Source organism: Lactococcus petauri (assembly GCF_023499275.1).
In the GTDB taxonomy this organism is placed as follows: domain Bacteria; phylum Bacillota; class Bacilli; order Lactobacillales; family Streptococcaceae; genus Lactococcus; species Lactococcus petauri.
On the sequence record NZ_CP094882.1, the window covers coordinates 1 to 15,605 of the forward strand.

General features: G+C 36.0%; 9 protein-coding genes. All 9 read left to right on the plus strand.

The features are described 5' to 3' along the window. The 9 genes from dnaA (at window position 1) to lgb_RS00045 (ending at window position 15,580) form a co-directional block, all read left to right on the plus strand. A complete protein-coding gene (gene dnaA / locus lgb_RS00005; RefSeq protein WP_019292464.1) occupies window positions 1–1,359 on the plus strand; it encodes a chromosomal replication initiator protein DnaA in 1,359 nt (452 codons plus the stop codon). A gap of 163 nt (window positions 1,360–1,522) precedes the next feature. After that, window positions 1,523–2,665 carry a DNA polymerase III subunit beta gene (dnaN, locus tag lgb_RS00010; protein ID WP_019293615.1) on the plus strand — a complete coding sequence of 381 codons (1,143 nt, stop codon included), beginning with the start codon at window positions 1,523–1,525 and terminating at the stop codon, window positions 2,663–2,665. Between the two features lie 43 nt (window positions 2,666–2,708). Then, window positions 2,709–6,032: an ATP-dependent nuclease subunit B gene (gene rexB, locus lgb_RS00015; RefSeq protein WP_019293614.1), complete on the plus strand. Its 3,324-nt coding sequence runs from the start codon at window positions 2,709–2,711 to the stop codon at window positions 6,030–6,032. Continuing rightward, the gene (addA, locus tag lgb_RS00020) at window positions 6,025–9,588 is read left to right on the plus strand and encodes a helicase-exonuclease AddAB subunit AddA (protein WP_019293613.1); all 3,564 of its coding nucleotides are present in this window, start codon (window positions 6,025–6,027) and stop codon (window positions 9,586–9,588) included. Before rexB ends, addA begins: the two co-directional genes overlap by 8 nt. Before the next feature lies 1 nt (window position 9,589). Beyond that, the gene (locus lgb_RS00025) at window positions 9,590–9,793 is read left to right on the plus strand and encodes a DUF951 domain-containing protein (RefSeq protein WP_019292460.1); all 204 of its coding nucleotides are present in this window, start codon (window positions 9,590–9,592) and stop codon (window positions 9,791–9,793) included. A 115-nt stretch (window positions 9,794–9,908) separates the two neighbouring features. After that, complete coding sequence (gene ychF / locus lgb_RS00030) at window positions 9,909–11,024, plus strand: redox-regulated ATPase YchF (RefSeq protein WP_019293612.1); 1,116 nt, start codon at window positions 9,909–9,911, stop codon at window positions 11,022–11,024. Window positions 11,025–11,133: 109 nt separating this feature from the next. Further along, entirely contained in the window at window positions 11,134–11,706 is a 573-nt protein-coding gene (gene pth / locus lgb_RS00035; RefSeq protein ID WP_019293611.1) for an aminoacyl-tRNA hydrolase, read from the plus strand. Further along, window positions 11,703–15,188, plus strand: a complete 3,486-nt coding sequence (gene mfd / locus lgb_RS00040) for a transcription-repair coupling factor (protein ID WP_064305271.1) — start codon at window positions 11,703–11,705, stop codon at window positions 15,186–15,188. The genes pth and mfd overlap by 4 nt, the downstream gene beginning before the upstream one ends. Before the next feature lie 119 nt (window positions 15,189–15,307). Continuing rightward, complete coding sequence (locus lgb_RS00045) at window positions 15,308–15,580, plus strand: RNA-binding S4 domain-containing protein (protein ID WP_017370095.1); 273 nt, start codon at window positions 15,308–15,310, stop codon at window positions 15,578–15,580. Window positions 15,581–15,605 lie beyond the last annotated feature (25 nt).

Consider the following 15,605-nt stretch of genomic DNA (forward strand, 5'->3'; position numbering starts at 1 on the left):
ATGGCTCTCCAAAAAGAAAAAAAAGAATTTTGGACGAGAGTAAAAGAATTAGCGAAAAAAAATATCAAGCCGCAGTCTTATGATTTCTTCATTGAGCCTGCCCAACTGTTAGAAATTGAAAATGATGTAGCAACCATTATCGTGGGTGCGAAGTTTCATAAAGATTTTTGGCGGAGTCAGGAAGGACTAATCAGTACAGCTGGGTTTGAAATTTTTGATCGACCAATTCGTTTCAATTTACTTTCAGAAGAAGAAGTTTCAGAAAAAATTGAACAAGAAACCAATGAACAAGATGGATTTGATGAAGCACCTGCTCTAGCAACTCCGGACTTCACGCGCTTAAATCCAAAGTACATTTTTGATAACTACATCCAAGGTGAAGGTAATAAATGGGCAAAAGCTGCTGCTTTTGCTGTTGCCGATAAACCAGGGGATGTTTATAATCCTCTCTTCATTTATGGAGGTTCTGGACTTGGCAAGACACATTTGATGCATGCGATTGGCAACGAAATCTTGAAAGATAATCCGCATTCTAAGGTTAAATATGTATCTGCAGAAACTTTTGTCAATGACTATGTCAATGCAACACGTAAAGGACAGATGGCAAAATTTGAAGAAACATATCGAAACTTAGATATACTTCTTCTTGATGACGTCCAGTTCTTTAGTGATAAAGAAGGTACCCAAAACGAGTTTTTCAATACTTTTAATACTCTTCATGATCGTGGTGCTCAAATCGTTCTCACTTCGGACCGTATACCACAAGAACTCAATAAACTTGAGGAGCGTTTAGTGACTCGTTTTTCATGGGGATTAACGACAGACATCACAGCACCTGACTATGAAACACGTATGGCCATTCTCCAGACAAAGTCTGAGAGCAGTAATTTAGAATTCCCTCAAGAAACTCTTAGTTATATCGCTGGCCAAATTGACTCAAATGTCCGTGAACTTGAAGGTGCACTTAATCGTGTAGAGTTTGTTGCGAAAACAAACAACCAAACGGTAGTCAATATTGATACCGCCAGTGAAGCTCTGCGTTCTCTTAAAAGTAATACGCAGCAACCTTTGTCAAATTTGACAGTCAAAAAAATACAAGATGAGGTTGCAAAATACTATCATGTGTCAACAGCTGATCTTATTGGGCCTAAACGACCAAAAGAAATTGCATTTCCAAGACAAATTGCAATGTATTTGATTCGTGAATTGTTGGCACTCAGTCTTCCAGCTATTGGCAATGAGTTTGGTGGACGCGATCATACTACTGTCATGTATGCGCACAAGCAAATAACAGAAAAAATGAAAAATGACATCGATGTTCAAAAAGACATTGACGCCATCAAGCGACTGTTTCAATAAAAAGTGACCTGTGGAAAACTTCAAAAGATTTCCTTGAGTTATCCTCTACTTATACACAGTGGAAAACTTAGAAAAGTTCATGTTTTCGCGCTTATCCCCATACTCACAAGACCTACTACTATTACTAATATATTTATATAAATAAATAAAGAAAAGGACTATCATGATAAAATTTTCAATTAACAAAGTAGCTTTTCAAAATGCACTAAAAATTACTAAACAAGCGATTGGTTCAAAAGTTACTATTCCTGCTTTAACTAAATTAAAAATTACAGTCAGTGCAGAAGGAATTACACTAACAGGATCCAATGGTCAAATTTCGATTGAGAACTTTTTACCTGCCAGTGATAAAGATGCTGGAATGAATATCTCTGGTACTGGTAGTATCTTATTGGAAGCTTCATTCTTTGAAAGTGTAGTTAGTCAAATGCCAGAACTTACTTTAGAATTTGAAGAATTAGAACAAAAACAAGTACTACTCACTTCTGGAAAGTCAGAAATTACTTTAAAAGGACAGGATGCCGAAATTTATCCACGTATTCAAGAAATTTCACAAGAAAATCCTCTTAAAATTAATGTTGGTTTTTTGAAAGAAATTTTTACAGAAACAGTATTTGCTGTAAGTACGCAAGAAAGTCGTCCTATTTTTACTGGGGTACATTTGGTCTTATCAGATAAGAAAAATCTCAAAGCTGTTGCGACTGACTCACATCGTATGAGCCAACGCTTGCTTGCTCTTGAGAATGACGGTTCTGATTTTGATGTCGTTCTTCCTAGTAAGTCTATCCAAAGTTTCAAAAATGTATTTACTAATGATGAGGAAGATTTGGATATTTCCTTGGCGAATAATCAAATTCTCTTCCGTAATGAGCGTATCAGTTACTACAGTCGTCTAATTGAAGGTACTTACCCTGATACGAATCGTTTAATACCTAATGAAGCTGATTATAGCTTAAATCTCGTCTTTGATGTGGCTGCTTTACGTCGTACAATGGAACGTGCACGTCTCTTATCAAATGCAACAGCAAATGGTACCGTTAAACTTACTGTTTCAGGAGATTCAGTAATTACAACAGCCAATTCACCTGAAGTTGGTAGTGTTCATGAAGAGTTGACAGCAATTGAAAAAACTGGTGAGGATATTGCAATCAGCTTTAACCCACAATATCTGATTGATGCGCTTCGTGTTATAAAAGAACCGGAAGTTCGTATTCGTTTCATTTCAAACGTTCGTCCTTTTACACTTCTTCCTAAAAATGATACAGACAGTTTCGTACAGCTTATTACACCTGTCAGAACAAACTAAAAAATGTTAGAATAGACTTAACGAAAGTGAGGTCTATTTTTTTATGGAAATCATTTATACTGAAATTACACAAGATCTAACTCAATTTCTTTTGGAGCGTGCTCAACAGGCATTGAAAGAAGAGAAAAAAGTTTATTATATTGTTCCATCTTCAATGTCTTTTGAAAAAGAAAAGGAAATTTTAGAGCGTATTTCATCAGGTGCAGATACAGCCGTTTTTGACCTCTTGGTTACACGTTTTAAGCAACTTCCTTATTATTTTGATCGTAAAGAAAAAAATACAGATGAAAAAGTCGAACTCAGTCAGTCTGGATTGAGTATGCTTTTTCGTAAAGTTTTGAAGTCTTTTTCTAAAGAAGAATTGCCACTCTATTATAGTTTGCAAAGTTCACCAGCTTTCCTTGAAATGTTGGTGAATTTGCGTGCAGAATTAGTTACTGCAAATTTAACCTGTGAAGACTTACCCGAAAGTCCCAAAAATATGGAGTTATCAGCAATTTTAGCACGTTTCGAAGATGAATTAAATCTCTCTTATGCTAATTTTTCAGAGTTTCAACATTTTATACAAAGTATAAATGAGGGCAAATTTAATCAGGTGTTACATAATGCGGTAATCATTGTTGATGGCTATACGAGGTTTACTGCTGAAGAGGAAAGTTTTATTTCTGCCCTTCATTCCGCAGGTTCAGAAATCATCATTGGGACCTATGCTCGTTCATCAGACTATAAGTTGACAGATTTTTCTTTGTCGGTTTACACGAATGCTCTAGAGATGATTCAACGTTTTCGCAATAAGTTTTCTGCTCAAATCTCTTCTGTTTCGAATACAAAACCAGATAAAGTATATGATAAGTTGACACGTTTGATTGAACTGGAAACTAATTTTATTCAAGAAAGAGAAAATATTGAGCTAGAGTCTAAAGATAAAGAACATTTTGAAATCTGGGAAGCAGAAAACCAGATGGCAGAAATCGAAGCCGTTGCTAAAGAAATTCGTCAAAAGATAGCTCAAGGCGCTTTATTTAAAGACTTTACGGTATTGGTTGGTAATGTGGAAGCTTACGCAATACCAGTTCAAGAAATCTTTGATTTGTATGAGATTCCTTTTTTCTATGCTCAGGAAGAAGCAATGAGTCAGCATCCCTTGATTATTTTCTTAGAAAGTCTTTATGCAATAAAAAAGAACAATTATCGTACTAATGATGTGGTCAATCTCCTTAAAAGCAAAGTTTACAGTGGTGTAAACTTTAGCCAAGATGCCTTAGATTACTTTGAATACTATGTGAACAAGTATAAAATTCGAGGCAGAAAGAAATTTGCCACTGCTTTTGAAGAAAGTGAATTTTTAGAATTAGAGAAGGTTGAAACTCTAAGAGAAGAGATGCTTGGTGAATCCTCAGCTCTTCAAAAGTTTTTGAAAGGTAGTTCAGAAAAAACGGGAGCCAAGTGGCTTGAACAATTTCAACATTTTATCCAAAATGGCAATGTTCTTGAGAATATGAATCTGCTTTATAATCAAGCTGAAGTTGAAGAAAATCATGTCTTGGCAGATAAATATGAACAGGTTTGGAAATTACTTCTTTCTAATTTGAAGGAATTTCAGGCCGTTTTTGCTGAGCAAAAGATGAAAGTGCTCGAATTTCTTGAGTTAATCTTAGCTGGATTGAAAGGTGCGAAATATCGCCAAATTCCTGCAAATGTTGATGTTGTCAATGTAAAAGACTATGAACTGGTGGAAGCAAGAACCAATAAGTATATCTATGCTATTGGTCTGACAATGGCTAACTTTCCCAAAATCAAGAAAAATTCTAGCTTACTTTCGGATGAAGAACGTGCGATTATTAATCAAAATGTATCTCATGATGATTTTCGTTTTATTGAGCAATTAAATGTGACAAACTCTAGTAAGAATACCTTTACAAGTGTCTCTTTGGTCAATTCAGCAACAGAAAAGCTCGTACTTTCGACACCTCAAATTTATGCGAATGCGCAAGATGATAGCTCGGCATTATTGCAGTTATTTATTGAACATACAAAAGCAGGAGAAAGTATTAAACGTGAAGTCTCTTCAGTTAATCTTCTGGAAACTGTAACGCATATAGGGAATACACGTTCTCTCATTACAAATATTGGGAAAATTGAACATCTACTTGCTCAAGAGGAAATCGATGGGGTAGAGGATAAACGTAGTTTTTGGTCCAGTTTATTCCGTATTCTTCTTAAAGAAAATCCGGATTTTCAACGTTTGATTTATAATCTTGATCAAGATATAGCCCCTGTATCCTTGGATCCTGAGACTGTAAAAGAAATTTACAAGGATAAAATCCATGCTTCTGTGAGTAGTTTTGAACGTTTTTATAATTGCGAGTACCAGTACTTTTTAGAACAGACCTTAGGATTAGAAAGTTTTGAAAATATAGATTTGAATTCAAAAGTCGTTGGTAATTTCTTTCATGAAGTTTTTGAAAAGCTCCTAGATAATCCTAACTTGACCAGCGAAAATTTCGATGATCACTTGGAAAGTGTTTTACGTGATGTTGACACTTCCTATGCCCGCTATTTCACCCAAGATGCAACAGCACAATTTACATGGACAAATCTTGGAGAAATCGTCAAGCAAACTGCAGTTGTTTTGAAAAAAGGCTTGGAAAATGCTCAGATGAAGACTTTAGCAACCGAGAGTGCTTTTGGTTTACCACAAAGTGAATTGGGTAATTTTTCTATAGACAATATTAATTTACGTGGAAGGATTGATAGAATTGATCAATTTTTTGATGATAGTATTGGTGCTATTGATTATAAATCTAGTCAGCATAAATTTGATCTTGCGTCAGCTTATGATGGAACAAGTTTACAGTTTCTTACTTATTTAGATGTCCTCAAGCAAATGAATGCTGATCAAAAGCTTTGGGGCGCTCTTTACCTGCAGTTAAAAAACGAAAGCATCAACCTTTCTGATGTAGATTATTTAGGAGAAATAGCTGCCTTATTAGCTAAAAAAATGCGCTATGAAGGTCTTATTCTGGAAGAGTATAAGGATAAAGTAAATCAGGAAATTGACGTTGTTAACATTAATCGAAATAATGTCTATAGTCAAGAGGAGTTTGAAGGCCTTATCAAGCTCAACGAAAGTCATTATGCTCGTGCGGGAGAACGACTGCGTGAGGGAGAGATAGCGATTAACCCAGTCATGACTAAAGAAGGTATCGATAAATCTGGTAATGTACACGGATGTCGCTATTGTCCTTTAAAATCAATCTGTCGCTTTGAAGCAAGCAGGCATATGAATGATTATGCCCGTGAAGTCGGTCAAAAAAGTCGCAAAGAGATTCTTGAAGAGTTGAAAGGAGGTCCAGTAAATGACTGAAGTAAAATTGACACCCGAACAGGAAGAAGCAATACATAGCCAAGGACATAATATACTCGTTTCAGCAAGTGCTGGATCAGGAAAGACTTTTGTCATGGCGAACCGAATTGTTGAAAAAATAAAAAATGGCATTGATATTGAGAGCTTGTTTATTTCAACCTTTACTAAAAAAGCGGCAGCAGAATTACGTATGCGTTTAGAAAAAGATCTAAAGAAAGCAAGTTATAAATCTCAAGATAGTATTGAAAAACAAAGGATTAAACTGGCATTACAAAAACTGCCTCATGCAGACATTGGTACAATGGATAGCTTTACACAGAAATTGTTACGAGAAAATTTTAATCGTGTAGATATTGATCCAAACTTTAGAATTCTAGCAGATCAGACAGAGAGTGATCTCTTGAAGCAAGAAGTCTTTGATGATCTGGTCGAGCAATATCTTTCAGAACAATCAGAAATCAAAGAGATAGCAAAAATAGATAAAAAGACCTTTGAAAAGCTGGTAAAAAATTTTTCAAGAGATCGGAATATTAAAGGCTTCCAGAGCGTGGTTTACACGGTTTACAACTTTGCTTCAGCAACAGAAAGTCCTGAAAATTGGTTAAAAAATGAATTTCTTAAAGGCTTTGATTTTTATCAAAAATTCTCTGATTTACCCGAATCATTTTCACAAGATGTAGTCTTACAACTCGAAACCTTTATTTTAGATTTACAGAAATCTCTGACGGAAAAAAATCTTACGGGGAAAACTTTAGAAAAAGCACAGATCGTAGTGGATAATCAAGAACATCTTCTTTCTAGTTTAGCTCGGAGAGATTATCTTCAATTTACGGAAATTTTTAGATCTCTTGACTTTTCGCGCTGGTCATTAAAGAAAGATGAAATTTTAGCAGAAAGTTTTAAGTCTGTGATAGGAACCAAGACTGCTCCAGGTCTTGTGAGAGATTTTTTAGAAAAAATAAAACATTTGTCAACGATTGAAAAATATCAACCTGAAGCAAAAGTTTTGGCTGAAACCCTTCAAAAATTTGTTCTATATTTTTATAATGTCTATCTGGAGCGAAAACGTTCGGAAAATGCATTTGAATATTCGGATATTGCCCATTTTGCAATTAAAATATTAGAAGAAAATCCAGATGTCGCAACGGCTTATCGTAATAAATATAGTGAAATCATGATTGACGAGTATCAAGATACCAGTCATGTCCAAGAAGCGATGCTACGGTTGCTGAGTAAAAATGGTGACGGCTCTGATAATCTTTTTATGGTTGGTGATATTAAGCAATCGATATATGGTTTTCGTTTGGCCGATCCTAGTCTTTTTCTCAAGAAATACATGGCCTATGCTGATGAAACGAATCCTAATCAACTGATTCGTCTCAAAGAAAATTTTCGTTCACGCGGTGAAGTCCTCTCCTTCACAAATGAGGTATTTAAACATTTGATGGACGAAGAAGTGGGAGAAATGATCTACGGTAAAGAAGAGGAATTGGTCCAAGGGAATCTTATGGACTATCCGGAGAAGTTAGAAGAGAACTTTTACCCTGAGCTCCTTCTTTATGAAGAAGATACTTTAGAAGATGAGTCAGAACAAATGAGTGATGGAGAAATAAAAGTTGTTGCTCAACAAATTAAGGAGCTGATAGCCTCTGACGAGAACTTAGAATATAAAGATATCGCTCTTTTGGTACGTTCCAAATCTCAAAATAATAAAATTGAAGATATCTTAAAAGCTTACGATATTCCAGTCGTTTTGGATGAGGGGCGCGTTGACTTTTTAAAATCTCTTGAAGTAACCTTAATTTTGGATATCTTGCGTGCTATAGATAATCCGCTCTATGATATTCCTTTAGTGGCGACCTTACGCTCACCAATGTTTAACTTTACAGAGGATGATCTTACAAGGATTAGTTTGAATGCTGGTTCTGATACCCGGTTTTGGCAGAAGTTGCAGCTTAGTGATGGAGAGCTGATAGACAAATCCCTTAAAACAAAGATTGATACCTTTTTGGAGAGGTTTACAGGGTGGCGTAAACTTGTAAACGAAGTCACTATCCATGAACTTCTATGGAAGATTTACACAGAAACTTTTTATCTGGACTATGTTGGAGCGCTACCAAATGGTGAGATGCGTCAAGCCAATCTTCATGCTCTTTCAGTAAGGGCTGAATCCTATGAAAGTTCGGGCTATAAAGGTCTTTTCCGATTCATCAAGATGATTGATAAATTTATGGAACAAAACAACGACCTTGCTTCTGTGAATATTAAGTTGCCACAAAATGCGGTAAGAGTAATGACTTTTCATAAGTCCAAAGGGTTAGAGTTTGATGTTGTCTTTCTCATGAATTTACAAACTAAGTTCAACCAGAAAGATCTAAGAGATTCGGTGATACTTACTCGGGAAAATGGCTTAGGAATGAAATATACTGCTGATTTAAAAAATGAGTCAGCTGTAGAGACCGATTTCCCCTATGCTTTGGTTAAAATGGAAACCTTACCGTATCTTGTCAATAAGGATTTGAAGCGAAATGCAATGCTTTCAGAAGAAATGCGTGTTCTTTATGTCGCCTTTACAAGAGCGAAGAAAAAACTCTATATGGTCGGTAAAATCAAACCAAAAGATCTGGAAAAATATGGGGAAGTGAAATTAGAAAAAGGCATTTTACCTCTTAAATATCGTCAAGCTGCGAATGGCTACCAACATTGGTTGTTAGCTCTTCAAAAAGCACATAAGTTACCGATGAATTTTAAAGTAATCAAGGCTGCTGATTTACAAGGGGTTGATAAAAAGTTTACAGTTTATCCTGACTTTAAAAAATTAGCAGAAGACGCGAAAAAATTTGATAAAATAATGGACAGCTTATCCGATGTAAAACAAGCGCGTGCTATATTAGATTATCAATATCCAAAGGTAGCAGCAACGAAACTTTCAAGCATTCAAACTCCTAGTCAAGTTAAAAAAAGAAGTTATGAAAAGCAATTAGAGTTGGGAAATGTTTTACCATCAAGTGAGTATGAACGTGTAAAACAGTTGGAGATGTTGGATTTTGGTCAACATAAAATTACAGCTGCCGAAATAGGTTCTGCTACCCATAGTTTTATGCAATATGCAGATTTTTCACGACCAAACTTATTCGACTTCCAACAAACCTTGGATCAGATGGACCTTCTGGATGAAGTGAAAAACAAAATTGATTTACCCAAAATTCTGTCTTTATTTGACACAGATTTTGGTAAAGTCCTGGTTGATAACGTGGAGCGTACAACCAAGGAAGCACCTTTTTCTATGTTGAAAACAGATGAAGTTGCACAAGAACAATATATTGTTCGAGGAATATGTGATGGCTTTATAAAATTTGAAGATAAGATTATCTTGTTTGACTATAAGACGGATTATTTTCGCAATCAAGCGCAGATTGCAGAAATCAAGAAAAATTATGAAGTTCAGATGGAACTCTATGCAGATGCTTTAAGAAAGGCCTATCATGTCAATCAAGTTGACAAGTATTTGATTTTATTAGGTGGACCTCAAAAAGTCGTCGTAGAAAGGTTGTAAAATGTTAGACTATCAATTAGGATCAATTGTTGAAATGAAGAAACCACATGCTTGTACAATCAAATCAACGGGAAAAAAAGCAAACAGTTGGGAAATAATTCGAATGGGTGCAGATATCAAAATTCGATGTACGAATTGTGATCATGTCGTTATGATGAACCGTAATGATTTCAATAAAAAAATAAAAAAAGTTGTGACAATGTAGTCACAACTTTTTGTTTGGGCTTTTAAAAACCTTGATAGAATATGCTTTTTTGTCTTTTTTCATGATTTACGGTATAATTGGATGACTATAAAATTTGACGGAGAAATGAATAAATATGGCTTTAACAGCAGGTATTGTCGGCCTTCCTAATGTCGGAAAATCTACTCTTTTTAATGCAATTACAAAAGCGGGTGCTGAAGCAGCAAACTATCCTTTTGCAACCATCGAGCCTAATATAGGTATGGTTGAAGTTCCCGATGAACGCTTGACTAAAATCACAGAATTAATCAAACCTAAAAAGACTGTTCCTACAACTTTTGAATTTACAGATATTGCAGGTATTGTAAAAGGTGCCTCTAAAGGCGAAGGTTTGGGTAATAAGTTTCTTGCAAATATTCGCGAGGTTGATGCAATCGTACACGTGGTTCGTGCTTTTGATGATGAAAACGTGATGCGCGAAAATAACCGTGAGGATTCTTTCGTTGATCCATTGGCAGATATTGAAACAATTAATTTAGAGTTGATTTTGGCTGATTTGGAATCCGTAAACAAACGCTATGCGCGGGTTGAAAAAGTCGCACGTACGGTTAAGGATAAAGATGCGGTAGCAGAATTCAACGTTTTGTCTAAAATCAAGCCAGTTTTGGAAGATGGAAAATCTGCGCGAACAGTAGAATTTGATGAAGAAGAGCAAAAAGTTGTCAAACAGCTATTCCTACTTACTACAAAACCTGTCCTGTATGTCGCTAATGTAGGTGAAGATGAAGTAAGTGCACCAGATGACATTGAATATGTGAAACAAATTCGTGAATTTGCAGCGACTGAAAATGCAGAGGTTGTTGTTATTTCAGCACGTGCTGAAGAAGAAATTGCCGAACTTGATGATGAGGACAAAGCAGAGTTTCTTGAAGCACTCGGTTTAGAAGAATCTGGTGTTGATAAATTGACAAAAGCAGCTTATCACTTACTTGGACTTGCCACATATTTTACAGCTGGCGAAAAAGAAGTGCGTGCTTGGACCTTTAAGCGAGGCATGAAAGCTCCTCAATTGGCAGGAGTCATTCATAGTGATTTTGAAAAAGGATTTATTCGTGCTGTAACCATGTCTTATGATGATTTGATGAAATATGGTAGTGAAAAGGCTGTTAAAGAAGCAGGACGTTTACGTGAAGAGGGTAAAGAATATGTGGGACAAGATGGCGATATCATGGAATTCCGCTTTAACGTGTAAGATAGTTCCCCAAGCGTTTAAGCCTATGAGCCAAAAAGTTTTACAATAACTAAAAAGAGCTGATTTGTATGAATCAGCCTTTTGCTATTTTTGGGAAAGAGGAGAAAAAATGACAAAAATGATTGTAGGGCTAGGAAATCCTGGCGACAAGTATGAGCAAACCAAACATAATATGGGCTTTATGGCTGTTGATTTACTTGCAAAAGACTATGGTGTAAACTTTAGCATGGAAAAAACCTTTATGGCTGAAGTTGCTTCTACTTTCGTTAATGGTGAAAAAGTTTTTCTAGTAAAACCGCAAACCTTCATGAATGAATCAGGACGCGCCATCCAACCTTTATTGACTTACTATAATCTGGCTCCAGCAGATTTAACGGTCATTGTTGACGATATGGACTCGGCTATTGGACGCGTGAGACTGCGTCAAAAAGGTTCTTCAGGTGGTCAACGTGGAATAAAGTCAACAATCACTCATCTAGGAACAGAGCAGTTCAACCGAGTAAAAATTGGGATTGGACGTCCAGAACATGGAAAAACAGTAGTTGCACATGTCTTATCTAAATTTGATAAAGAAAATGTAGAAATTGCACAGGACGGCATAAACAAGGCTGTAGAGGCAGTTAAATTCTATATTGAATCAAATGATTTTTCACAAGCAATGAATAAATTTAACGGACAATGAAAATAAACGAATTTTTTGATCAAAACCACGATTTACAATCATGGCAGAGAAGTTTTGCAAAAGCAGAGCGTACGCTTTTAACCGGTCTATCTGGAACTGCTCAGGCGATGGTTATGGCTAATGCTTATGAGAATAATCCGGATAAGTACGTGATTGTCACTGATAATCAATACCACGCAAACGAACTTTATGATGAACTGACTAATCTTGTTGAAGATGAGAAGGTTTACCAATTTTTTTCAGATGACAATGTCTATGCTGAATTTGCAATAGCAAGTAAAGACCGGACAGCCTATCGTCTTGAAGCTCTAAATTTCCTGCTTAATACACAGCAAACAGGATTTTTGGTCGTTCCTTTTATGGCTTTACGTTCGCTCTTGCCTCACCCTGATAATTTTCAAGAAAACTATCTCCTCCTGACTCAAGGTGATGAATTTGAGATGACAAATCTACTCGAAATATTAGCCAGTGCCGGTTATGAGAAGACACAGCGTGTGATGGTACCTGGAGAGTTTTCACAACGTGGTGATATCGTGGATATTTATCCACTCGATGCAGCTCAACCTTTAAGGCTGGAATTTTTTGGCGACGAAGTAGATACGATTCGTGCCTTTGATAGTGAGACACAACGCTCGCACGAAAATATGGATCAAGTAGAAATATATCCGGCGAGCGATTTTATTTTAATGCCTTGGGAATTTGAGCAAGGTGTAAAAAAATTAAGTACTCAGCTACAAAATGTAACCGATCCTACAGCTCAATCTTATTTTGAAGAAGTGATTGCAGCAGCGGAAAATCACTACTATCATAAAGATTTACGCAAGTTTGCAGAATATTTTTACGAAAAGCCAGCCTCTCTTTTGAATTATTTTCCGAAAAATATTCAAATCTTTATTGATGATTTTCAAAAAATTAACGAAGCCAATAATAAAACAGAACAAGAACTTGCAGAATTTATTGTTTCGGAAAAAAGTATGGGACGCTCTTTTGAAGGACAAACTTATCTTTTAGATGTTATTTCTAAGTTACGTTCTCACAAACCGGCAAGTTTTTTCTCGAATTTTCAAAAAGGCTTAGGTAATATAAAGTTTGATGCTTTATATAATTTTAATCAACATTCGATGCAGCAGTTCTTTGGGCAAATGGAACTCTTTTACACCGAAGTTGACAGGTTTGTAAAGCAGGGTTTTACAGTTGTTTTGGCTGTGTCTTCTGAGAAACTACGTTCGGAGCTCCAGAAACTAGATTTAGAGCTTCAAATGGTGTCCATTGATGAAATTCAAAAAGGAAAAATAAACCTTTTGAATTTAAATCTTAACAATGGTTTTAATTTTATTGATGAGAAACTTGTTGTTATTACTGAGTCAGAAATTTTTGGTAAAGCAAGAAAGAAAAAAACACGGCGTTTAAATATCACTAATGCAGAACGTCTAAAAGATTACAATGAACTCGAAGTTGGTGATTACGTTGTACATAAAAATCACGGGATAGGGAAATACTTAGGTATTCAAACCATTGAAGTATCAGGAATGCATCGTGATTACTTGACGATTCAATATCAAAATGGTGATACGATATCGGTTCCAGTTGACCATCTGAATCTATTAAGTAAATACTCTGCGGCTGAGGGAAAAACTCCCAAGATAAATAAGCTTAATGATGGCCGTTGGCGTAAAACGATGTCATCTGTAAGTAAACAAGTCGAAGATATTTCTGAGGACCTGATCAAGCTGTATTCGGCCAGACAAGCTTTAAAAGGTCATGCTTTTTCTTTGGATGATGTTAACCAGGAAGAATTTGACAATGGATTTGCTTACCCAGAAACTGCAGACCAGTTGCGCTCAATTAGTGAAATCAAAAAGGATATGGAACTTGAGCGCCCGATGGATCGACTATTAGTGGGAGATGTTGGCTTTGGGAAAACAGAGGTTGCAATGCGTGCAGCCTTTAAAGCAATTAATGACAGTAAACAGGTCGCCGTTTTAGTACCAACCACTGTTTTAGCAGAACAACACTATAATAACTTTATGGAACGCTTTGTAAACTTTGGTGTAAACATTGCTGTTTTGAGTCGTTTCCAAACCAAGGCTCAACAAACGGCGATTTTGGATAAGTTAAAGAAAGGACGCGTGGACTTAATCATTGGTACCCATCGTCTTTTATCCAAGGATGTCGAATTTCTTGACTTGGGCTTAATGATTATTGATGAGGAACAGCGCTTCGGTGTCAAACACAAGGAACGTTTGAAAGAATTAAAAACACAGGTTGATGTTTTGACACTTACCGCAACACCTATACCGAGAACCTTGCATATGTCAATGTTAGGTATTCGTGATTTATCAGTCATTGAAACGCCACCAACAAACCGTTATCCTGTCCAAACATATGTAATGGAAACAAATTATGGAGTTGTACGTGATGCGGTACTTCGGGAGATTTCGCGTGGTGGGCAGGTTTACTACGTTCATAACCGAGTAGACAGTATTGAGCAAAAAGTTTCCCAACTGGAAGAGTTGATACCTGAGGCAAGAATTGGCTATATTCATGGACAGATGACAGAAATTCAATTAGAAAATACCTTGATGGATTTTATAAATAATGAATATGATGTCTTAGTGGCAACGACGATTATTGAAACAGGGGTTGATATTCCAAATGCCAATACGCTCTTTATTGAAAATGCCGATATGATGGGATTATCGCAACTGTATCAATTAAGGGGGCGCGTGGGCCGAAGCAGTCGAGTTGCTTATGCTTACTTTATGTATAAACCAGAAAAAATCTTATCTGAAGTTTCAGAAAAGCGTTTAGAAGCAATCAAGGGCTTTACAGAACTTGGCTCAGGTTTCAAAATTGCAATGCGTGATCTTTCAATTCGAGGCGCAGGAAATTTGCTGGGAGCAGAACAATCTGGCTTTATTGATTCGGTTGGTTTTGAACTTTACTCGCAATTGCTTGAAGAAGCAGTCCATAAACGCATGGGTGGCGATAAGATTAAGACGAAGACCAATGCGGAAATTATGCTTGGCTTAGATGCTTTTATTCCAAGTTATTATATCGGTGATGAAAGACAAAAAATTGAGATTTATAAGCGTATTCGCCAAGTGGATACTCGAAAAAACTATGAAGAACTACAAGATGAGATGATGGACCGTTTTGGAGAGTATCCGGATGAGGTTGCCTACTTGTTAGAAATTGGGTTATTGAAAACATTTGCGGATAATGCTCTCGTTGAAAAAATCGAAAAAAATAAATTTGAAGTTGTGCTAACAATGGCTAAATCAGCCAATACGATGTACGATCCACAAGAGTATTTTGAAGCTTTGTCTGAAACAAACTTAAAAGCAAGTGTGGGTGAGAAGCTAGGAAAAATGACTTTTCGTTTTAAAATTGAAAATCGAAAAGATGTCGTCCTTCTACGTGAAATCATGAATTTTACTGAAAAACTTTCAGAATTAAGAGATAAGCACGAAAAAGAATAATGTTTCATATGAAACATTATTCTTTTTTTAGAAAACTCTTTATTTAAAAGCCTTTAACGACTCTAAAAATAATTTCAAGTGATTTTTCAAAAGGCTTGAAGTGTGTTATAATAACCACTATGAGATTAGATAAATTTTTAAAGGTTTCTCGTCTGATAAAACGTCGCCCTGTAGCTAAAGAAGTTGCTGATAAGGGACGAATTAAGATCAATGGGAAAATAGCGAAATCTTCAAGTGATGTTAAATTTGATGATGTCATTGAAATTCGCTTTGGAAACAAGATTGTAGAAGTAAGTGTTCTAGAACTTAAAGAATTCACGCGTAAAGAAGATGCAGAAAAAATGTATAAAATTTTGAGTGAAACACGGATTACTGCAGATACTGAACTATAATTCAGCTATAAATTTTTCGGAGGAA